21 protein-coding genes are annotated in these 21202 nt (G+C 66.6%); 17 read left to right on the forward strand and 4 right to left on the reverse strand.

Annotation, left to right across the window (positions count from 1 at the left end):
• Positions 1-35: 35 nt before the first annotated feature.
• The 3 genes from FHW58_RS12675 to greB all read right to left on the reverse strand — a co-directional run bounded on the left by FHW58_RS12675 (position 36) and on the right by greB (position 2195).
• Positions 36-686 (reverse strand): transposase, encoded by a 651-nt coding sequence (locus tag FHW58_RS12675; protein WP_179673513.1) that lies wholly within the window; start codon positions 684-686, stop codon positions 36-38.
• Positions 687-742: 56 nt separating this feature from the next.
• On the reverse strand, positions 743-1546 hold the full coding sequence (locus FHW58_RS12680) for a hypothetical protein (protein WP_229265309.1): 804 nt from the start codon (positions 1544-1546) through the stop codon (positions 743-745).
• An 82-nt stretch (positions 1547-1628) separates the two neighbouring features.
• Entirely contained in the window at positions 1629-2195 is a 567-nt protein-coding gene (greB, locus tag FHW58_RS12685; protein ID WP_179673514.1) for a transcription elongation factor GreB, read from the reverse strand.
• Between the two features lie 50 nt (positions 2196-2245).
• Between greB and FHW58_RS12690 the strand changes: the two genes are divergently transcribed.
• From FHW58_RS12690 to FHW58_RS12745, 12 genes are all read left to right on the forward strand, one after another.
• Positions 2246-2815: a hypothetical protein gene (locus FHW58_RS12690; protein ID WP_179673515.1), complete on the forward strand. Its 570-nt coding sequence runs from the start codon at positions 2246-2248 to the stop codon at positions 2813-2815.
• A gap of 12 nt (positions 2816-2827) precedes the next feature.
• Entirely contained in the window at positions 2828-4009 is a 1182-nt protein-coding gene (locus FHW58_RS12695; RefSeq protein ID WP_179673516.1) for a sensor histidine kinase, read from the forward strand.
• Positions 4010-4051: 42 nt separating this feature from the next.
• The gene (locus FHW58_RS12700; protein WP_179673517.1) at positions 4052-4699 is read left to right on the forward strand and encodes a response regulator transcription factor; all 648 of its coding nucleotides are present in this window, start codon (positions 4052-4054) and stop codon (positions 4697-4699) included.
• A 165-nt stretch (positions 4700-4864) separates the two neighbouring features.
• Positions 4865-6460, forward strand: coding sequence for a GGDEF domain-containing protein (locus FHW58_RS12705; RefSeq protein WP_179673518.1), 1596 nt, complete (start codon positions 4865-4867; stop codon positions 6458-6460).
• Positions 6461-6742: 282 nt separating this feature from the next.
• Positions 6743-8326 (forward strand): flagellin, encoded by a 1584-nt coding sequence (locus tag FHW58_RS12710; protein ID WP_179673519.1) that lies wholly within the window; start codon positions 6743-6745, stop codon positions 8324-8326.
• Between the two features lie 90 nt (positions 8327-8416).
• Positions 8417-8809 carry a flagellar protein FlaG gene (locus FHW58_RS12715; protein ID WP_179673520.1) on the forward strand — a complete coding sequence of 131 codons (393 nt, stop codon included), beginning with the start codon at positions 8417-8419 and terminating at the stop codon, positions 8807-8809.
• Positions 8810-8986: 177 nt separating this feature from the next.
• Positions 8987-11662: a flagellar filament capping protein FliD gene (gene fliD, locus FHW58_RS12720; RefSeq protein ID WP_179673521.1), complete on the forward strand. Its 2676-nt coding sequence runs from the start codon at positions 8987-8989 to the stop codon at positions 11660-11662.
• Positions 11663-11693: 31 nt separating this feature from the next.
• On the forward strand, positions 11694-12128 hold the full coding sequence (gene fliS, locus FHW58_RS12725; RefSeq protein WP_179673522.1) for a flagellar export chaperone FliS: 435 nt from the start codon (positions 11694-11696) through the stop codon (positions 12126-12128).
• A gap of 3 nt (positions 12129-12131) precedes the next feature.
• On the forward strand, positions 12132-12461 hold the full coding sequence (locus FHW58_RS12730) for a flagellar protein FliT (protein ID WP_179673523.1): 330 nt from the start codon (positions 12132-12134) through the stop codon (positions 12459-12461).
• Between the two features lie 14 nt (positions 12462-12475).
• Positions 12476-14059, forward strand: coding sequence for a flagellar hook-length control protein FliK (locus FHW58_RS12735; protein ID WP_179673524.1), 1584 nt, complete (start codon positions 12476-12478; stop codon positions 14057-14059).
• Positions 14049-14381 (forward strand): EscU/YscU/HrcU family type III secretion system export apparatus switch protein, encoded by a 333-nt coding sequence (locus FHW58_RS12740; protein WP_179673525.1) that lies wholly within the window; start codon positions 14049-14051, stop codon positions 14379-14381. The genes FHW58_RS12735 and FHW58_RS12740 overlap by 11 nt, the downstream gene beginning before the upstream one ends.
• A 16-nt stretch (positions 14382-14397) precedes the next feature.
• Positions 14398-15156: a flagellar brake protein gene (locus FHW58_RS12745; protein WP_179673526.1), complete on the forward strand. Its 759-nt coding sequence runs from the start codon at positions 14398-14400 to the stop codon at positions 15154-15156.
• Positions 15157-15256: 100 nt separating this feature from the next.
• On the opposite strand, the gene fliE is transcribed toward FHW58_RS12745, so the two are convergent.
• A complete protein-coding gene (fliE, locus tag FHW58_RS12750; RefSeq protein ID WP_179673527.1) occupies positions 15257-15601 on the reverse strand; it encodes a flagellar hook-basal body complex protein FliE in 345 nt (114 codons plus the stop codon).
• Between the two features lie 184 nt (positions 15602-15785).
• On the opposite strand from fliE, the gene fliF reads away from it, so the two are divergent.
• Genes fliF through fliJ form a run of 5 tightly spaced genes read left to right on the forward strand, consistent with a single transcriptional unit; the run spans position 15786 to position 21190 of the window.
• Entirely contained in the window at positions 15786-17528 is a 1743-nt protein-coding gene (fliF, locus tag FHW58_RS12755) for a flagellar basal-body MS-ring/collar protein FliF (protein WP_179673528.1), read from the forward strand.
• Entirely contained in the window at positions 17521-18519 is a 999-nt protein-coding gene (gene fliG / locus FHW58_RS12760) for a flagellar motor switch protein FliG (RefSeq protein WP_092274555.1), read from the forward strand. The genes fliF and fliG overlap by 8 nt, the downstream gene beginning before the upstream one ends.
• A complete protein-coding gene (locus tag FHW58_RS12765) occupies positions 18519-19286 on the forward strand; it encodes a flagellar assembly protein FliH (RefSeq protein WP_179673529.1) in 768 nt (255 codons plus the stop codon). The genes fliG and FHW58_RS12765 overlap by 1 nt, the downstream gene beginning before the upstream one ends.
• A 4-nt stretch (positions 19287-19290) precedes the next feature.
• Positions 19291-20715, forward strand: a complete 1425-nt coding sequence (fliI, locus tag FHW58_RS12770) for a flagellar protein export ATPase FliI (protein ID WP_179673530.1) — start codon at positions 19291-19293, stop codon at positions 20713-20715.
• Between the two features lie 34 nt (positions 20716-20749).
• Positions 20750-21190, forward strand: coding sequence for a flagellar export protein FliJ (fliJ, locus tag FHW58_RS12775; RefSeq protein ID WP_179673531.1), 441 nt, complete (start codon positions 20750-20752; stop codon positions 21188-21190).
• The last annotated feature ends 12 nt before the right edge of the window (positions 21191-21202 follow it).

Below are 21202 nucleotides of genomic sequence, written 5' to 3' on the forward strand. Positions count from 1 at the left end.
GGTCAGACCCCTAAGTGGTGGCGCGTGCGTATCGCTTAAGGTTGCGGGGTCCTACGCCGGTGTTGGGCGATGAAGGCGCGGTCACCGAGCACCCCGTTGCCATTGCCCGCGGCGCGGATTTGTTCGAGCTGCTGCGGGGTCAGGGTTTCGAGGAACAGCCGCAGGTATGCCTGCCGCCGCGCGGACGCCCCTGTCCCCAACCGCTCGTACACCGAATGCGGCGTCACCACCTCGTCATGCCGCCCTTCGGCATTGCAGCGGTAACTCGACCACTTGTAATTCCCCGGAAACCGCACCATCCCGGCCCGCACCGGGTTCATCTCGATATACCGCTGACACGTCAGCAAATACCCTTCTGTCTGCACCAGGCAACTCTTGTACCGCCCATCCCATACCGTGCCGCTGGTCCCGTGGCGATAATTCAGATACTGCGCATACCGCTGCGCCAGTTCCTTCATCATCCCCGCCAGCCCGGCCGCGTCCGCCACACTCATCAGCAAGTGCACGTGATTACTCATCAGCACATACGCATGCACATGCGTCTCCGCCAGCACCGCCGCCTCATGCAGCCATTGCCGGTACACCACATAGTCATCATCCATGAAAAAACAGCGCTGCCGGTCATGCCCGCGTTGAATCACATGCAGCGGCACGGCTGGCAATACAACACGAGATTGGCGTGGCATGATGTCCCTCCTGGCATCCCGCCAACCTAGCAGGCGCGGGAAGGCCGCGTTCTGCGCTAGCGCAACGCGCGCGGCTCCATGGGGTCGTACCAGTAGGCCTTGTTGGACAGCGGCGTCTGCGGCGACAGCAGCGGATTGTCGAGCCGGAAGATGCGGCGCTTGCGCAGGTTGGTCTTGTCGATCAGCCCGTCATAGAACTGGTGGAACAGCTGATCGAAGCGGCCGTCGGCGATCAACAGCTGCAGGCCGTATTCCAGCCGTTGCGCCAGCCGCTGCCGCTGCGGCCCGCCGAGGAAGAAATAGCGCGGCGAGGGCACGTACAGCGCAAAGCTGCGCTCCACCGCCAGCGTGGGCATCTGCGGCAAATACGCGGCCTGCTCGTACACCGCCTCGTCGATCGCGCGCGGAAAGTGCTGGAAGCGCCCCGCCGCCAGCATGCTGTGCAGCCCGGCCGAGGTGCTGCCTTCGACCACCACGAAGCCGGCCAGCTTGTAGCTGGTGGTCAGGCTCCATTGCCGGCCGGCGCCCAGCGACAGCGTCTTCAATTGTTCGACCGTGCGCACCGCGCTGAACAAGTCCTGGTTGCGGCTGTCGATCAGCGACACGCGGTAGCAGGAAATGCCCTTGTCGACCGGAATCCGGATCGGCACCAGCTTCTGCTCCCATTCCGGCGACGTCACCTGCCCGCTCAGGTTGGCCAGGTCGCCCTTGACCATTTCCTGCAGCAGCCGGTCGCGCTCCATGCGCAGTTGCGCCACTTTCAGTTCGTACGGTCCGTATTTGGGCGCCGACGCCTCCAGCGCCTCGCGCAGCAGGTGCAGCACGTGGCTGTCGCTGTATTGCGATTTGCTGGAGTTCATGTCGATGATGTAGACGTCGGCCGCCCACGCCGCGCCCTGCCCGCCGGCCAGCGCCAGCAGCAGGCCGAGTATTGCTCCGCGGTTAATCGGCGGCCGGCGCAGGATAGCTGACCTCCAGAATGTCCAGCTCTTCTACGCCGTGCGGCGCCTGGAAGGTAATGGTGTCGCCCTCGCGCGCCTTGGTCAGCGCGCGCGCCACCGGCGCCACCCAGCTGATCTTGCCGTTCAGCGGGTCGAGCTCGTCGATGCCGACGATGGTGATGGTGCGCTCTTCGCCATGCTGGTTGCTGTAGGTGACGGTGGCGCCGAAGAACACCTGGTCGCTGCCGTAATGCGCGCTGGGGTCGACAATGAACGCCGAGTCCAGCCGCTTGGTCAGGAAGCGGATGCGGCGGTCGATCTCGCGCAGCCGGCGCTTGCCGTAGATGTAATCGCCATTTTCCGAGCGGTCGCCGTTGGAGGCCGCCCAGTGGACGATTTTGACCACTTCCGGCCGCTCGACGTCGATCAGCTGCAGCAGCTCGTCCTTGATGCGCTGGTAGCCCTCGGGGCGGATGTAATTCTTGGAGCCGGCCGGGATCGCCAACGCCAGCGCTGCGGCGTCGTCGTCGTCGTCCTGCTCGCTCTCTTTGACAAAGGCTTTATTCATACGGCCTATTGTAACGGCTTTCACGTATCATGCTGCCAAAGGAACAAGCTATGAGACGACCGTACCGCTTCCACCGCTGGCTGTTGGCGCCGCTGGTTTATCTGGCGGCGCTGCTGTTGCTGCTGGAGGACTGGTTGTGGAACATCGGCGCGCGCGTGATGCACCGGCTGGCGCAGTGGCCGCCGCTGCACCGGCTGGAGGCCTGGATCTGCCGCCTCGGCCCGACAGCGGCGCTGGTGCTGTTCGTGCTGCCGGCCACGCTGCTGTTCCCGGTCAAGCTGCTGGCGCTGTGGGCCATGGCGCACGGCCATCCGCTGCTGGGCCTGGGCGTCATCGTGCTGGCCAAGCTGGGCGGGGCGGCGGCGGTGGCGCGGCTGTATCTGCTGACGCGGCCGGTGCTGCTGACCATCGTCTGGTTCGCCGCGCTGCTGGCCTGGTTCCTGGCGCTGAAGGCGCGCTGGATCGCGCGCCTGCGCGCCACCCGCGCCTGGCGGCGCGCCGACGCGCTGCGCCAGGCCTGGCGCCACTGGCGCCAACACGCGGCGCCGCGGCCGGGCAGCTGGCTGGCGCGCTTCCGCCGCCTGCTGAAACGCTTCCGCCGCCGCTGGGACACGCGCTAGAATGGCAGCCCCATGAGTGCTACTGCCCTTCCCGCCCCCGCCCCGGACCCGTCCCTGTTGGCCGAGCTGGAACAGGTGCGCGCGCGCTTCGCCGCCATCGTCTCCAACACGCCGGGGCTGGTGTACCAGTTCGTGCTGCAGCCGGACGGCCAGGTCAGCTTTCCGTATCTGAGCGACGGCTGCCAGGCGCTGCTGGGCGTCACCACGGCCGAGCTGCACGCGGCGCCGCAGCGCTTCCTGGAACTGATCCTGCCGGACGACCGGCCGTCCTACCTGGAGGCGATGCGCGCCTCGGCGGCGGCGCTGTGGAGCTGGAACTGGGAGGGCCGGATCTGGGTCGACGCCTGGAAGGACGTCAAGTGGATCAACCTGCGCAGCACGCCGCAGCCGCTGGCCGGCGGCGCCGTGCGCTGGGACGGCATCATGACCAACATCACCGACAGCAAGCTGGAGCAGGCCGAGGTGCGCCACTCGCGCGCCCGGCTGGCCGAGCTGAGCGCCCACACCGACCGCGTCAAGGAACAGGAACGCACCCGCATCGCGCGCGAGATCCACGACGAACTGGGCGGCAACCTGACGGCGATCAAGATGGCGGTGGCGATGCTGGCGGCGCGGCTGGACGGCGCCGACCCGGCGCTGCGCGAGAAAACCGACTATGTCGATGGCCTGGTCGACCGCACCATCGACGCCGTCCACCGCATCGCGCTGGACCTGCGGCCGGCGCTGCTGGACCTGGGCCTGGTGGCGGCGCTGGAGTGGCAGGTGGGCGAGTTCGCCAAGCAGACCGGCATCGCCAGCAGCTTCAGCGCCAGCCAGCGCGACATCGGCCTCGACAACGACCAGGCCACGGCGCTGTTCCGCATCGCCCAGGAGGCGCTGACCAATATCGCCAAGCACGCCCACGCCAGCAAGGTCACGGTCAGGCTGGCGCGGCTGCGCCAGCACGTCAGCCTGAAAATCAGCGACAACGGCAACGGCATCGGCCAGGCCGACCGCAGCAAGCCGGCCTCGTTCGGCCTGCGCGGCATGGCCGAGCGGGCGCGCGCGCTGGGCGGGACGTTGACGCTGAGCCACGCCAGCGGCGGCGGCACCGTGGTGGCGATCAAAATTAAGGGCGCCGGCGCCCAGGATGGTGCCGTGCGGGCCGCCGCTGGCGCTACAATAGCGGAAGAAAACATTTCCACTATGAAATAAAGTGTCGTGGCGCCCCAAGCCGACACACAGGGTAGACAGTCCATGACAGAAAAAGCCATCATCAAGGTCTTCATCGCCGACGACCACGCCATCGTGCGCGAGGGCTTGAAGCAAATCCTGGCCGAGACGCGCGACATCGTGGTCGCCGGCGAGGCCGAGAACGGCCTTGACGCCGTCAAGCTGTTCCGCAAGTCCGAGTGCCAGGTGTTGCTGCTGGATATCTCGTTGCCAGATCGCAACGGCATCGAGGTGCTCAAGCAGATCAAGAAGGAAAAGCCGGAGCTGGCGGTGCTGATGCTGTCGATGCACCGCGAGGACCAGTACGCGATCCGCTCGCTCAAGGCCGGCGCCGCCGGCTACCTGACCAAGCAGAGCGCGCCGAAGGAACTGGTGACGGCGATCCGCCAGGTGGCCGGCGGCCTCAAATACATCAGCGCGGCGCTGGCGCAGGAGCTGGCCAACCACGTCGGCGACGACCACGAGGCGCCGCCGCACGAAACGCTGTCCGACCGCGAGTACCAGACGCTGACCATGATCGCCTCCGGCAAGACGGTGGGCATGATCGCCAAGGAACTGTCGCTGTCGGTCAAGACCGTCAGCGAGTACCGCGCCCGCCTGCTGGTCAAGATGAAGCTGAAAAACAGCGCCGAACTGACCCACTACGCGATTAAAAACCAACTGATCGAGTAAGCCAGAGTAAGATAGCGTTGCCGGCGCCGCTGCCTTGTTGCTCAAATCAACATGGTTAATGCTTAGATGAAAGCCACGTTCCCGCCCCTTATCCGGGCAATGCCGCCCCGGCGGCGCGCTTATCATTGCCGGCATTGGTCATCCTAAAGAGGTACGCGCGTCATCATGTCCAGCAAACCCACATCGCCCGAGCAGAATCCGGCCGACATCGCACGCGAGGCGTTCCGCCGCCTGGCGGTGCGCCGCATCGCGCCGACCCCGGAAGCCTACCGCGAGATTTACCACGAAATCGCCGGCATCGCCGCCGAGCCGGCCGCCGCCGCGCCGGCCGCGCCGCTGGGCAGCGCCGATCCGGGGCCGGAGTCGGTGCTGAGCCAGTTCGCCACCCGCCTGACCGACAGCACCGGCGAGCTGGGCGAGTTCGGCCGGCGCTTCAACCGCGCGGTCAAGACGCGCGACTGGGAAGGTTACGCGCGGGCGCTGTCCCAGCTGGTCGAGAAACATTTCGTGGCGCCGAAAAAAGGCATCGAGGTGGCCGGCCTGCCGGGCGAGGAAAGCGAGCAGACGCGCAGCCTGCGCGAGCTGCTGGCGCGCACGCTGACCTTTGCCGTGGCCTCGCTGCTGGCCGGGGCGCCGGTGCTGGCGGCCGAGGCCGAATCGCTGGGCAACGCCACCAAGGTTGCCCACAGCGAGGAGGCGCTGGCCGAGATCGCCGTGCGGCTGAAGCAGCTGTGCTACCAGATCGAGGTGCGCGGCGGTGACAGCGGCGAGCAGCAGGAGCTGCTGCTGCGCCTGTTCCGCCTGCTGCTGGAAAATGTCAGCGAGCTGCTCGACGATGACAGCTGGCTGCGCGGCCAGATCGAGGCGGTGCAAAACCTGATCGCCGGCCCGCTGGACGTGCGCGCGCTGGAGGAAGCCACGCGCAGCCTGAAGGAAGTCATCTACAAGCAGGGCCAGCTCAAGCACAGCCTGTCGGACGTCAAGCTGACCGTCAAGAACATGATGATGACCTTCATCGACCGCCTCGGCCAAGTGGCGGCCTCGACCGGCGACTTCCATGAAAAAATCGGCGGCTACTCCGACAAGATCAGCAAGGCCGACAATATTGCCGAACTCAACAGCATCCTCGACGAGGTGCTGAAGGAAACCCGCATCGTCCAGAACGAGGCGCTGAAGGCGCGCGACAAGATGATGCTGGCCAAGCAGGAGGTGCAGGACGCCGAGGCGCGCATCCACACGCTGGAGGCCAAGCTGCAGCACCTGAGCGAACTGGTGCGCGAGGACCAGCTGACCGGCAGCCTCAACCGCCGGGGCCTGGACGACGTGTTCGAGCGCGAAACCGCGCGCGCCGACCGCCGCGGCACGCCGCTGTGCATCGCCGTGCTGGACCTGGACGATTTCAAGAAGCTCAACGACACCTACGGCCACATCGCCGGCGACGCCGCGCTCAAGCACCTGGTCAAGATCGTCAAGGACACGCTGCGCTCGATGGACGTGATCGCCCGCTTCGGCGGCGAGGAATTCCTGATCCTGATGCCGGAGACCACCGTCGAGGCGGCCGCGTCGACCATGACCCGGCTGCAGCGCGAGCTGACCAAGCACTTCTTCCTGCACGATAACGAGAAAGTGCTGATCACGTTTTCGGCCGGGGTGGCGCTGCGCCGCCCCAACGAGGCCCAGACCGAGCTGGTCAAACGCGCCGACAAGGCCATGTACACCGCCAAGCAGACCGGCAAGAACCGCGTGGTCGTTGCCGAATAGGCCAGTTTTCAGCCCTTCTCCCCTGCCCGGCCAGCGCGCCGGGCATTTTTTTTTCGCCGAAAAAAATTTTTTTTGCCCCTAAAGTTTCGCCACGCCACGTCGTTTAGACGCGCATGCGGGGCGAACTTGAGGCCCGGCGGCGAAAATTCTCACCCTAAACTTTCCATACGGGAACCCGTTACCAGCAATAACTGCGGTGTGATTGTCTCGGAACAGGAGACACACCAAAGGGAACTGAGGCACCTGGCCCACAATACGTAGTACCAGTTTTGGAGATTTACCATGGCACAAGTCATCAACACCAATATTGCATCGCTGAACTCGCAACGTAACCTGTCGTCGTCGCAAGCCAGCCTGCAGACCTCGCTGCAACGTCTGTCGTCGGGTCTGCGCATCAACAGCGCCAAGGACGACGCTGCCGGTCTGGCGATTTCCGACCGCTTCAGCGCGCAGATTCGCGGCAATACCACGGCTGCCCGCAACGCCAATGACGGTATCTCGCTGGCTCAGACGGCTGAAGGTGGCTTGAGCACCGCCGGCGACCTGCTGCAGCGTATCCGCGAACTGGCCGTGCAGTCGGCCAACGGCACCAACTCGGCCTCCGACCGCGCGTCGATCCAGGGCGAGGTGGCCTCGCTGTCGCAAGAGCTGGACCGCGTGGCCAACACCACCCAGTTCAACGGCCAGAACGTGCTGGACGGCTCGCTGACCGCGGCCCAGTTCCAGGTCGGCGCCAACTCGGGCCAGACCATTAACGTCGGCATCCAGTCGGCCAAGGCCACCGACATTGGCAACAACACCCTGTCGGCCGTGTATGGCGACCAGACCGGCCAGCTGTCCTCGACCGTGGCGGCCGGCACCTGGAACAACAACAGCGCCACCGCGCAAACCCTGGCCATCACCTCGGGCAACGGCACCACCACCAACGTGACCGTCAACGCCCACGACAGCGCCAAGACGATCGCCGCCAGTGTCAACGCCCTGAGCAACCAGAGCGGCGTCACCGCCACCGCCACCACCACCGCCACGCTGGGCTTCACCGCTGCCTTCACGGCCAGCAAGGATGGCTCGGTGCAGTTCCAACTGCGCGGCGACAACTCGAACACCACCGACACCAACCCGGTGACGATTTCGGCGCAAGTCAAAGGTGGCGACCTGTCGGGCCTGGCGCAGGCGATTAACGCCCAAGTCGGCACCACCGGCGTCAGCGCGTCGATCCAGCTGGACCAGTCGGGCAACAAAACCATCAAGCTGAGCAACAGCTCCGGTTCGGACATCCAGATCGCCAACACCAACACCGCCAGCGACGACATGATGGCCCTGGTGACCATGGCGGGCGCCGACAAGCCGGCCGCCGGCACCACCCCTGCCTCGCCAGGCGACAGCAGCATCTCGATCGGCGCCGGCCAAGCCCCGGCCGGCACGCCGCCGGTCCCGGCCAACGTCGTCACCGTCGGCGGCCACCTGGACTTCTCGTCGCAGAGCGGCTTCTCGATCAACTCGGGCGCCGGCACCGGCATCGTGGCCAACAGCGCCGCCGGCTCGCAGCTGCAATCGGTGGCCAAGATCGACGTCAGCACCGTGGATGGCTCCAACGCCGCGCTGAAGACGATCGACGCCGCGCTGGCCCAGATCGACAGCAACCGCGCTTCGCTGGGTGCGATCCAGAACCGTTTCACGTCGACCATCTCGAACCTGAACACGACCACGGAAAACCTGAGTGCCTCGCGTAGCCGTATCCAGGATACCGACTTCGCGGCGGAAACGGCCAGCCTGACCCGCGGCCAGATCCTGCAACAGGCCGGTACCGCGATGCTGGCCCAGGCCAACTCGCTGCCGAACGGCGTGCTGTCCCTGCTGCGTTAAACTCCGGACCAGCGGTGACCGGCAACGGTCGCCCTGACCTGGATCCCCGGCTGATTTTTTCAGCCGGGGATTTTTCACAAAGGAACAATCATGACTATCGACACCATAGGCTCCGCCAGCACGGCCCGCCCGCTCGACCGCCCGGCGGCCGGCGGCGAGGCCGCGCCGGTCAGCGGCGCCACGCGCGCCCCGGCCGCCCCCGTCGAGACTGCTGTTGCGGTCAAGGCCCCCGAGGCCCTGCCCAGCGAGCAGCAAGTCAACGATGCGCTTTCCAAGTTGAACAAGACGCCGCAGGCGCAGGCCAACAATCTGGAGTTTTCGGTCGACCAGGACACCAAGCGCACGGTGGTCAAGGTGATCGACCAGAACACCAAGGAGGTGGTGCGCCAGTTCCCCACCAAGGAAGCGCTGGCCATCGCCAAGGCCATCGACGAGCAGCAAAACAAGGGCAGTCCCGGCCTGTTGATCGACCAGACCGCCTGACACGGCGCGCACCCAGGTGCGCGCCGTTTTTTTTCCACCCGTGGCATCCTGTCCCGCAGCGCCGCCGGCCCGACCCGCCGGGCGGCTAGCGCCAAACAAGCCGGGTTTTCCCCCTCTCAAGTCCGGTTTGATTTTGCCGATACCAGCTTATATTATTGCTTTACTTAGGAGCGCAACGTGGGCATCTCATCACCCGGCATCGGTTCCAACCTGCCAGTCGACAGCATCGTCAGCAAGCTGATGGCGGTGGAGTCCGCGCCGCTGGCCGACTTCGATAAGAAAACCGCCAGTTTCCAGGCGCAGATTTCGGCCTTCGGCAACATGTCCAGTGCGCTCGGCAATTTCCAGAGCACACTCTCCAGTCTGAGCTCGCTGGCCAGCTTCCAGGCCCTGACCACCACCCCGGCCGACCCCTCGGTGGTGACCGCCACCGCCAAAAGCGACGCCCAGGCCGGCAACTACCGGATCAACGTCACCCAGCTGGCGCAGGCGCAGACGCTGGCCTCGGGCGGCTACAAGAGCAGCACCGCCACCATCGGCACCGGCGGCAAGACCACCATCAGTTTTTCGCTGGGCACGGTGAGCAGCAGCGAATTCGGCATCGCTGGCACGGCGCTCGCCAACAGCATCCGCACCAGCGGCCTGACGGCCGGCTCGGTGAGCATCAACGGCACCACCATCAGCACCAACAACACCACCAAGAGCGCGCGCGCGCTGGCCGACGCCATCAACGACAAGACCACCACCACCGGGGTCTCGGCCAAGGCCTCGGCGGCCACCACCGACAAGACGCTGTTCAGCACCTTCGGCAACATCGACACCAGCGGCGGCGGCAGCTACACGCTGTCGGTCGGCGGCGTCGAGATCGCCGTGCAGGGCGCCAACGTGGCCGGCGGCGCCGGCGTCACCGCCGCTTCGCTGGACGCCGCGCTGACTGGCGACACGGCCATCTCGCGCGCGCTGGCCGACGCCAACATCACCGTCACCGGCACCGCCGCCGGCGGTGATTTACAGTTCAGCAACGCCGACGGCAGCAACGTGGCGCTGACCGAAAGCGTGAGCGGCGCCGTCACCGGCGGCATCGGCAACGCCGCCGGCACCGCCAACATCGGCTCGACCGTCACCGCGGTCGGCACCATCACGCTGGTGTCGGCCGACGGCAGCCCGATCACGGTGGGCGGCAGCAACCCGGCCGCGGCCGGCCTGAGCGCCGGCGTCGGCGGCGCCTACCTGAACGCCAGCTTCACCGCCGACTCGACCCGCACCGCCGGCAACATCGTCATCGACAGCACCAACAACAGCCTGCAGGGCATCATGGATGCCATCAACAAGGGCAACTTCGGCGTCACCGCCTCGATCGTCTCGGACGGCAGCACCGGCACCGGCGCCACGCCCAACCACCTGGTGCTGACCTCGACCGCCACCGGCGCCAACTCGACCATGAAGATCACGCTGTCCGGCTCCGGCGCCGACCCGGCCGACCCCGACCTGGTCAAGCTGCTCGGCTACGATCCCGGCGGCACCCAGAACCTCAGCCAGAAGGCCGCCGCGGCCGACACGCAGGCCACGGTCAACGGCATTGCCGTCACCAGCAGCAACACCAGCATCAGCGGCGCGGTGGCCGGCGTCAGCTTCGAGGCACTCAAGGTCGGCAGCACCTCGGTGGCGGTGGCCAAGGATTCCACCACGCTGACCAATTCGGTCAACTCTTTCGTCAAGGCGTATAACGACCTCAACTCGGCGCTGTCCAAACTGGGCGCCTACGACCCCGACTCCAAGAGTGGTGGCCCGCTGCTGGGCGACAGCACGCTGCGCAACCTGCAGTCGTCGGTGCGCGCCACCCTCAGCAGCGCCATTACCGGCCTGCAGAGCACCAGCCTGACCAACCTGTCGCAGATCGGCGTGTCGTTCCAGAAGGATGGCTCGCTGGCGGTGGACAACGCCAAGCTGCAAAAAGCCATCACCAGCAATTTCAACGACATCGCCGGCCTGTTCGCGGCGGTCGGCCGCGGCACCGACCCGGACGTCACGCTGAACACCTCGTCCAGCAAGACCCAGGCCGGCAATTACGCCATCAACATCACCCAGCTGGCCACCCAGGGCACGCTGCAGGGCACCCTGCCGCTGCCGGCCGAAACCACGATCGCCCAGGACACCACCTGGACCGTGACGCTGAACGACACCAAGCCGCCCACGCTGGCCAACACCGCCACCATCACGCTGCCGGCCGGCACCTACAACCCGAGCCAGCTGGCCACGCTGCTGCAATCGACCATCAACGGCGTCAGCGCGTTTTCCAACGCCGGCTCGTCGGTGACGGCCACGCTGGGCGACGACGGCTCGCTGAAGCTGCAGTCGGCCGCCTATGGCTCGGCCTCCAACCTGAAGATCGCCACCGCCACCGGCACCGACGTCTCGGCCATCTTCGGCAGCGGCACGGCGGTCGACGGCGTCGACGTGGCCGGCACCATCGGCGGCTACAGCGCGACCGGCAAGGGCCAGGTATTGACCGGCTCGCCGGGAGCGCCGGTGGACGGCCTGAAGCTGACCATCAAGGGCGACACCACCGGCCCGCGCGGCACCTTCGGCTTCTCGCAGGGCTATGCCTACATGCTCAACACGCTGGCGGCCGGCTACCTCGGCGGCAACGGCACCATTGCCGGCCGCACCAAGGGCTTGAACGCCTCGGTGACCGACATCGCCCAGCAGCGCGCCGATTTCGCCGACCGCCTGACCGATGTGGAAAAGCGCTACCGGGCGCAATATTCGGCGCTCGACACGTCGATCGCCAGCATGAACACCACCCAGCAGTTCCTGACGCAGCAGCTGGCCTCGCTGGCCGCCAACCGTTAAGCAAGACCGTACTGAAAAAGGAGTCACACATATGTTCGGATCCCGACAAACCGGCGTCAGCGCCTATGCCAAGATCGGCATTGAAACCGGCGTGCTGGCCGCCAGCCCCCACAAGCTGATCGTCATGCTGTTCGACGGCGCGCTGGCCGCGCTCAACGACGCGGCCGGCGGGATCCGCAACCGCGACATCGCGGTCAAGGGCAAGTCCTTGTCGAAGGCCATCATGATCATCGACAGCGGCCTGCGCGCCGCGCTCGACAAGAAAGCCGGCGGCGAGATCGCCGAAAGCCTGGACGCGCTGTACGAATACATGAGCAACCGCCTGCTGACCGCCAACGTCAACAGCGACCTCGGCGTGGTCGAGGAAGTGCAGCGCCTGCTGACCGAGTTGCGCGACGCCTGGAACGCGATCGCCGACACCCCCGCCGCCGGCGGCATCCCCCAACCTAACCTCGCGAGCGCCTGATTTATGATGACGATTCAAGACGTGCTGTCCGTGTACGCCGCCATGGCCGACCTGACCGAACAGATGGTGCAGGCCGCCCAGCGCAGCGACTGGGACACCCTGGTGCTGCTGGAACAGCGTTGCGCCGCCCATGCGCAGGCGCTGCGCGAACAGGAGCCGCAGCAGCCGATGCACGGCGCCGACCGCGAGCGCAAGATCGACTTCATCCGCCAGATGCTCAACGCCGACCGCCAGATCCGCGACCTGACGATGCCGTGGATGGCCCAGTTGTCGCGGCTGATCAACTCGACCGGCACCGAACGGCGCGTCGTCAACGCTTACGGTAGCGTCTAAGCCGGGCGCGCGCCATGTTGCCGCGCCTGGACGCCACCATTGTGCCAGTCAAGCCGGCTGATGGCGCTGGCGCCGGCGTCGCGATCGGCGACGGCCGCCAGGCGGCGTTCCAGCGCGCCATCCAGAACCTGGTCGGGCAGACCGTCAGCGCCGAGGTCATGTCCAAAATGAAGGACGGCAGCTACCTGGTCAAGGTGGCCGACAATGCCGTGCGCATGATGCTGCCAGGCGACACCCAGGTCGGCAGCAACGTGCCGCTGACCGTGCTCAGCGCCCAGCCGCGCCCCACTTTCCAACTGGGCAACAGTCCGCCCGGCAGTGCCGCCACCGTGGTCTACAGCGAGGCCGGCGCGGCCGAGGGCGGCGAAGCGGCCGCCAACCTGCCCTCGCAAAGCGGCGCCGTGCTGGTGCCCGGCGGCGGCAAGCCGGCCGGCGGCGCCGGACAGCCCGGCCTGCCCACCGGCGCCGCGCCGGACACCGGGACCGGCGTCGCCGCCGAGGGCGAGGCCCTGCCCGGCCAGGCCAAACCCGGCGCCGCGCCGCCGAACAGCGCCCCCCCATCCGCCGGCCAGCTTGCCACGCCGGGCCGCCCCGGCTTGCCCACCGGCGCCCCGAACGCCGGCGCCGCCGGCCCGGGCCCCGGGCCAGCCGATCTGCCCGACGTGTCGGCGCAGGCCGGCCGTCCGGCGCCGAACGCCGCCGCCACGCCCAATCCGGCCGCCGCGCTGGCCACGCCGCCGGGCCAGGCCCAGGCGCAGGCTGCCGCCACGCTGACGGCCGGCACGGCGGGCGGCGCGGCGCCGGCCGACGGCGTCAAGCCGCAAAGCCTGGCCGCCACGCTGCTCGGCAAGGCGCCGCTGACGCCAGCCAACGAACTGCCCGAACTGGGCGCCAACACGCCGCAGCCGACGCTGAGCAGCGCCGCCCGCGTGCTGACCAGCCTGCTCAGCACCGCCGCCCAGGCCGGCCAGTCGGCGCAGCTGGCCCTGATCGGCAAGACCGCGCTGTTCGGCAACGCCGCGCCGGACACCGCCGAGCTGGCGCAAAAGCTGCAGGACAGCATCTCCAAGAGCGGCCTGTTCTACGAATCGCACGTGGCGGAATGGGTCAAGGGCGAGCGTCCGCTGGCCGACCTGATGCGCGAGCCGCAGATGCAGCGCCTGCTGCAGCAAGGCGGCGAGGCGGCCGCGCGGGCGCCTGGCAACGGCCCCGACCTGAGCGCCGCGCAGATGGTCAACCAGCAACTGCACACCCAGGAGCAGAACCGCGTGCTGTGGAACGGCCAGGCCTGGCCCGGCCAGGACATGCAATGGGACGTGCGGCGCGAGCCGCGCGAGGGCGGGCGCGGCGGCGAGGCCGAGGGCGAACAGGAACCGCTATGGCGCAGCGGCGTGCGCTTCCGCCTGCCGCTGCTGGGCGCGGTGTCGGCGGCGGTCACGCTGATCGGCGAGCAGGTGCACATCCAGGTGCAGACCGACAGCGACAGCAGCGCCGTCACGCTGCGCGCCTGGTCCGGCCAGCTGGAAAGCGCGATGGCGGCAGCCGGCGCCCAGCTGGCCTCGCTGACCATCAGCCAGGAGGACGGCCATGACGGCTGACGCCCCGCGCAAGCCGCTGCAGCAGGCGGTGGCGCTGGCCTACGACAGCGGCCTGCCGGCGCCCAAGGTGGTGGCCAAGGGCCGCGGCCTGGTGGCCGAACAGATCATCCACGTGGCCCAGGAGGCCGGGGTGGCCATCCACGAGTCCAGGGAGCTTGTCTCGCTGCTCATGGATATTGATCTTGATCAACAGATTCCCCCCATGCTCTATCGGACGATTGCGGAACTATTAGCGTGGCTATATCATATTGAAGCAGCGCAAAAGTCTGGATCGCCCCTGCCGCCCGCGCCGGACACCAGCATCCCCTTGACCGAAATTTGACACTCGACTGGCACAGATGTACCCACACTTTCAGGATGCGGAATTGGAAAACTGGCACGATTTTGAAGTCGAATCGCGGCGCGAGATCGTGGCCCTGCTGCGCGGCATCGGCGACAAAAACCAGTTGATCCGCATGCTCATCAAGGGCGAGTCGGACGTCTGCGTGACCTCCATCCTCGAGGTGGACGAAGCCGCCAACGCGGTCTACCTGGACTGCTCGATCGACCAGGAACAGAACCAGCGCGTGCTGGCCTCGCGCCAGCTGTCGTTTGAAACCTCGCTGGACAAGGTGCGCATTTTGTTCGCCGCCGACCAGGTGGAGGCCGCCAGCTACGAAGGCAACCCGGCGTTCCGCATCGCCATCCCGGCCACGCTGATCCGGCTGCAGCGGCGCGAGTACTACCGCATCGCCACGCCGGTGACCAACCCGGTGCGGGTGCTGATCCCGCTGCCAGCCGAGTTGGGCGGGCCGACCAGCTTCCCGCTGGCCGACATCAGCTGCGGCGGCATCTCCATCCTCGACAACAAAATGATTCTGGGCAACGCCGTCGGCAAGGAATACCCGGACTGCCGCATCGACCTGCCGGAAATCGGCGCGGTGAGCACGGCGCTGCAGGTGCGCAACGCGCTCGATCTGACGCTGCTGAACAACAAAACCAACCGCCGGCTGGGCTGCGAGTTCGTCGGCATCCCGCGCGGCGCGCTGGCGGCGGTGCAGCGCTACATCACCAAGCTGGAACGCGAACGCAACGCCCGCATCGCCGGCCTGAGCTAACTTAACTCCGGGGTCAGGTCCTCCATTTCTACACGAGCTGTGCCGTAGGCGACGCCTACGGCACAGCTCGTGTAGAAATGGAGGACCTGACCCCGGAGTTTTACACCTGCATGCTCATGATGTCGTGGTAGGCCGATACCAGCTTATTGCGCACCTGTAGCGTGGCCTGGAAGTTGATGCTGGCTTTTTGTTGCGCGATCATCACATCCGACAGGCTGACCGTGTCGTCCCCCATCGTGAAACGCTTGCTCATGCCATCGGCATCCAGCTGGCTGGCGTTCACCGCGTCCAGCGATTTCTTCAGCGCGTCGGTGAAGTCGGCCTTGGGCGTGGCCGCCGGCTCGGTCTGAATCACCGGCGGCGTCAGCCCCGGCCGCGTGGCGTGGGCCTTCAGCTGCGCAATCATCGCCTGGATCTGGCTGCTGTCTATTCCACCTGTTCTCATTGCTGCTCCTCTTGTTACAATACGGCAAGGCTTTATCAGTGCTGACAGAATACCAAGGGACAGTCCAGCCTCCTGCCACGAGCAAGACCGGAAAGGGGGTGCTGTTCACCGGTTTGAATTTCCTGATTACAAGCAATAATGGCGCTATTCCTTCTAGAACCCTCGTATTCGGGACCCAACCATCATGGCCGTAGCGGAAGAAATCGATAACGCCACAGCAGGCGCACCAGACGACGGTGCCGAAAAACTGCCCTTCATCCAGACGCCGATGGGCAAGAACTTCGTGCGCGCCGCCGGCGCCGCCGCGATCCTGGCCGTGCTGATCGGGCTGTGGCTGTGGAACAAGCCGCCCGAGTACGCGGTGCTGTTCTCCAATTACACCGACCGCGACGGCGGCGCCATCACGGCCGAACTGGACAAGATGCAGGTCAAGCACAAGTTCTCCGACAACGGCACCGCCATCCTGGTGCCGGCCGAGCAGGTGCACGATATCCGCCTGAAGCTGGCGGCCCAGGGCCTGCCCAAGGGCGGCAACGTCGGCTTCGAGCTGATGGAGAACCAGAAGCTGGGCGTGTCGCAGTTCCAGGAACAGGTCAACTACCAGCGCGCGCTGGAGGGCGAGCTGGCGCGCTCGGTGATGTCGCTGGCGCCGGTCGAGAACGCCCGCGTCCACCTGGCGCTGCCGAAGCCGTCCGTGTTCGTGCGCGACCAGCAGAAGCCAACCGCCTCGGTCATCGTCACGCTGCACCCGAACCGCATGCTGGACAAGCAGCAGACCGGCGCCATCGTCCACCTGGTGGCCTCCAGCGTGCCGGAACTGTTGCCGTCCAACGTCACCGTGGTCGACCAGGCCGGCAACCTGATTTCCGACCAGGACAAGCCGGGCGCCAGCAACGCCAAGCTCGACGAGCAGCAGCTGAAATACGTCAAGGACATGCAGACCCAGGTCATCAAGCAGGTCGAGTCCATCATCATCCCCATCGTCGGCGACGGCAATGTGCGCGCCGAGGCGGTGGCCGACGTCGATTTCGCCCAGATCGAGCAGGCCTCCGAGAACTACAAGCCGAACTCGCCGCCGGCGGCGTCGGCCATCCGCAGCCAGCAGACCAGCGAAACCAATGGCAATGGCAACAACAACAATCCGGGTGGCATTCCGGGCGCGCTGTCCAACCAGCCGCCGGGCACGGCCACCGCGCCGCTGAACCAGACCGCCCAGGCCAACGGCCCCAACGCGCCCGCCCCCGGCACGCCGCCGGGCGCGGTGCCGGCCGCCGGCGCTGCCGGCGCGCCCAGCCACAAGGAATCGACCACCAATTATGAAGTCGACAAGACTGTGCGTTACGAGCAACGCGGCATGGGCGGCCTGCGCCGCCTGACCGTGGCGGTGGTGGTCAATTACAAGCGCATCGTCGATAAGAACGGCAAAGTCACGGTAAAGGCCTATACTCCTGAAGAGATGGCCAAGATCAATGATCTGGTCAAGCAGGCCATGGGCTACAACCAGGACCGCGGCGACGCCGTCAGCGTCGCCAACTCGCCGTTCGATGGCGTCGACAAGCCGTACGAGGCGCCGCCGGACTGGTGGCGCGATCCGGCCAACCTGCCGATGGCCAAGGACCTGGCGAAGTTCCTGATCACCGCCCTGATCCTGCTGTACATTGTGATGCGCATCGTGCGTCCGATGATGCGGCCGGTGTTCAAAAAGATCGACGAGATCAACGCGCCGGAGCCGGAACCGGAAGTGCCGGAAGAAGAGATCGACGAAGGTCCGGACGAGGCGCTCATCGCCGAAGAAGAGCTGCGCAAGATGGAAGAAAACACCGCGCGCGGCTACCGCGAGAACCTGGCCATGGCCAAGAAACTGGCGGTGGAAGACCCACGCATTGTGGCCAACGTGATTAAGGAATGGATAGGCGCCAATGACTGAGAATACCGGACTGCAAAAAGCCGCCATCCTGATGCTGGCGATGGGCGAAACCGAGGCCGCCGAGGTCATGAAGTTCCTCGGCCCGCGCGAGGTGCTCAAGCTGGGCGCCGCCATGGCGACCATGAAGAACGTGCCGCACGAGGAAGTGGTCGGCACGCTGGACAATTTCCGCGACATGGTCGCGGCCGCCTCCACCGTGGGCCTGGACTCGGACGAGTACATCCGCCAGGTGCTGACCAAGGCGCTGGGCGACGACAAGGCCTCGGTGCTGCTGTCGCGCATCCTGGGCGGCAAGGACGCCTCCGGCATCGAGTCGCTGAAGTGGATGGATTCGCAATCCGTGGCCGAGCTGATCCGCAACGAGCACCCGCAGATCATCGCCACCATCCTGGTCCACCTGGAGCGCGACCAGGCTTGCGAGATCCTCGGCCACTTCACCGACCGCCTGCGCAACGACGTGGTGCTGCGCATCGCCACGCTGGACGGCGTGCAGCCGGCCGCGCTGCGCGAGCTGAACGATGTGCTGACCAAGCTACTCTCGGGTAACGAGAACATCAAGAAATCGACGCTGGGCGGCGTGCGCGCGGCGGCCGAGATTCTCAACTTCATGTCCGGCGAGCAGGAAAGCTCGGTCATGGACAACATCAAGAACTACGACAACGACATGGCGCAGAAGATCATGGACGAGATGTTCGTGTTCGACAACCTGATCGACATCGACGACCGCGGCATCCAGCTGCTGCTGCGCGAGGTGCAGTCCGAGATGCTGATCATCGCGCTCAAGGGCGCGTCGCAGGAGCTGCGCGACAAGATCTTCAAGAACATGTCGGCGCGCGCCTCGGAAATGATGCGCGAGGACCTGGAATCCAAGGGGCCGGTGCGGCTGTCGGAAGTGGAAACCCAGCAAAAGCAGATTCTGCAGATCGTGCGCCGCCTGGCCGACGAAGGCCAGATCGTGCTCGGTGGCAAAGGTGAGGATTCGTTCGTTTAATGGTTATCCATACGAAAGACGCGCAGCCGGCCTTCAAGCGCTGGGAAATGACCTCGTTTGGCGACGAGCGCCCCAGCGTGGTGGCGCTGCGCGAAGCCGAACAGCGCGAGATCGAGGCTGAGAACGCCCGCCTGGAGGCCGAACAGCGGGTGCAGGAGGCGCTGCACGCGCAACAGGAACAAATGGAAATGGGGCCGCCGGGGCCGCCCCCGATCGAGTATCCCACCGTCGAGGAACTGGAGGCGATCCGCGAGGACGCGCGCAAGGACGGCTATGAGGAAGGCCACGCGGCCGGCCACGCCGACGCCACCGAGGCCGCCCGCAAGGCCGCCGACGAGGCGCTGCAACAGGAATTGCAGCAGGTGCGCGTACTGGCCGACAACTTCAGCAAGGCCCTGCAGGACGCCGACCAGTTGATCGCCCAGGACGTGCTGGAGCTGGCCTTGCAGTTGGCCAAGGGCATGCTGAAAAACGCGCTGCAGGTCAAGCCCGAGCTGATCCTGCCGATCGTGCGCGACGCCATCGAATACCTGCCGGCGCTGCAGCAGCCGGCGCTGCTGGTGCTGCACCCGGACGACGCGCCGACCGTGCGCGCCGGCCTCGGCGAGGAACTGGACAAGGGCGGCTGGCGCGTGGTCGAAGACCCGTCGGTCGGCCGCGGCGGCTGCAAGGTCGACACCGCCAGCAACACCATCGACGCCAGCGCCGCCGCGCGCTGGCAACGCCTGAGCCACGCGCTCGGCAAGGAAGTGGACTGGCTGGACTGACGCCATGGACACCGTCGACCGCAGTCTCAACGCCCCCCCGGCCAGCCCGCATGCCGGCCGCTGGAAATCCTATCTGAGCGATTGCGCCGCGCTGGCCGCCATGGTCGAGCCGATGCAGGTATCGGGCCGCGTCACCCGCGTGGCCGGGCTGGTGATGGAGGCGGTCGGCCTGCGCCTGGCGGTCGGCGCCGCCTGCACCGTGCCCTTGCCCAACGGCGGCAAGATCGAGGCCGAGGTGGTCGGCTTCGAGGGCGACAAGCTGTTCCTGATGCCGCAGTCGGACGTCGAGGGCGTGGTGCCCGGCACCCGCGTCTTTCCGGTCGAGCCGGCCATCCCGAAACCGGGCAGCGTGGCCCACCCGCGCCGCCGTCCGAGCGACCGCGCGCGCCACTTGCCGGTCGGCATCGAGCTGCTGGGCCGCGTGGTCGACGCCGCCGGCCGGCCGCTGGACGGCCTGGGCCCGATCCAGACCAACGACAGCGCGCCGATCAACACCCGCCCCGCCAATCCGCTGAACCGCGCGCCCATTGTCGAGACGCTGGACGTGGGCGTGCGCTGCATCAACGCCATGCTGACCGTCGGCCGCGGCCAGCGCATGGGGCTGTTCGCCGGCTCCGGCGTCGGCAAGTCGGTGCTGCTGGGCATGATGGCGCGCTACACCGAGGCCGACATCATCATCGTCGGCCTGATCGGCGAGCGCGGCCGCGAGGTCAAGGAATTCATCGAGCAGATCCTCGGCGAGGAAGGCCTGGCGCGCTCGGTGGTGGTGGCGGCGCCGGCCGACACGCCGCCGCTGATGCGCCTGCAGGGCGCGGCGTATTGCACCGCCATCGCCGAGCACTTCCGCGACAAGGGCCAGAACGTGCTGCTGATCATGGACTCGCTGACCCGCTACGCCATGGCGCAGCGCGAGATCGCGCTGGCCATCGGCGAGCCGCCGGCCACCAAGGGCTATCCGCCGTCGGTGTTCGCCAAGCTGCCGGTGCTGGTCGAGCGCGCCGGCAACGGCGAGCTGGGTGGCGGCTCGATCACCGCCTTCTACACCGTGCTGACCGAGGGCGACGACCAGCAGGACCCGATCGCCGACTCGGCGCGGGCGATTTTGGACGGCCACATCGTGCTCAACCGCCGGCTGGCCGAGGCCGGCCACTACCCGGCCATCGACATTGAACAATCGATCAGCCGGGCGATGCACTCGATCACCTCGCACGAGCATCAGACCAGGGCGCGCCAGCTGAAGCAGCTGTTCTCGCGCTTCGAGCGCAGCCGCGACCTGATCAGCGTGGGCGCCTACGCCGCCGGCACCGACCCGGTACTCGACCAGGCTATCCAGTTGCATGATCGGATAGAAAATTTCTTGCAGCAACAAATCACGGAACGCGTCACCATGGGCGAGAGTTTAGGGCAATTAACCTCGCTATTCGACTGATTGACCGGGCAACACGCTACTTATAATTGTCACCATGGCCTCCAAAGCGCAACTTGCAACCCTGATGGATCTGGCGCGGCGTGAAACAGACGACGCCGCCAAGCGGCTGGGTATTGCCTTGAAAGCCGTGGACGAGGCCAAGCAGAAGCACGAGATGCTGGTCGGCTTCCGCGACGAGTACCAGAAGCGCTTCGAGGCGGCCCAGGCCGCCGGCATCACGCCCATGGCCTACCGCAACTTCGTTGCCTTCATCGACAAGCTGGAAGTGGCCATCAGGGGCCAGCTGGAAATGATACGGCACGCCGAGTTGCGCAGTCACCAGGAAAAAACCGCCTGGCAGAGCAGCGAACGCAAGCGCATGTCGTATTCGACGCTGAACGACCGGGCCGATGCCGCCGCGCTCAAGCTGGACAACAAGCGCGACCAGAAAGCCATGGACGAACACGCGGCTCGCGGGGCGTACTACAAACGATGACATAGAGAGCGC

It is taken from the genome of Duganella sp. 1224, from assembly GCF_013408245.1.
Classification (GTDB): Bacteria; Pseudomonadota; Gammaproteobacteria; order Burkholderiales; family Burkholderiaceae_D; genus Rugamonas.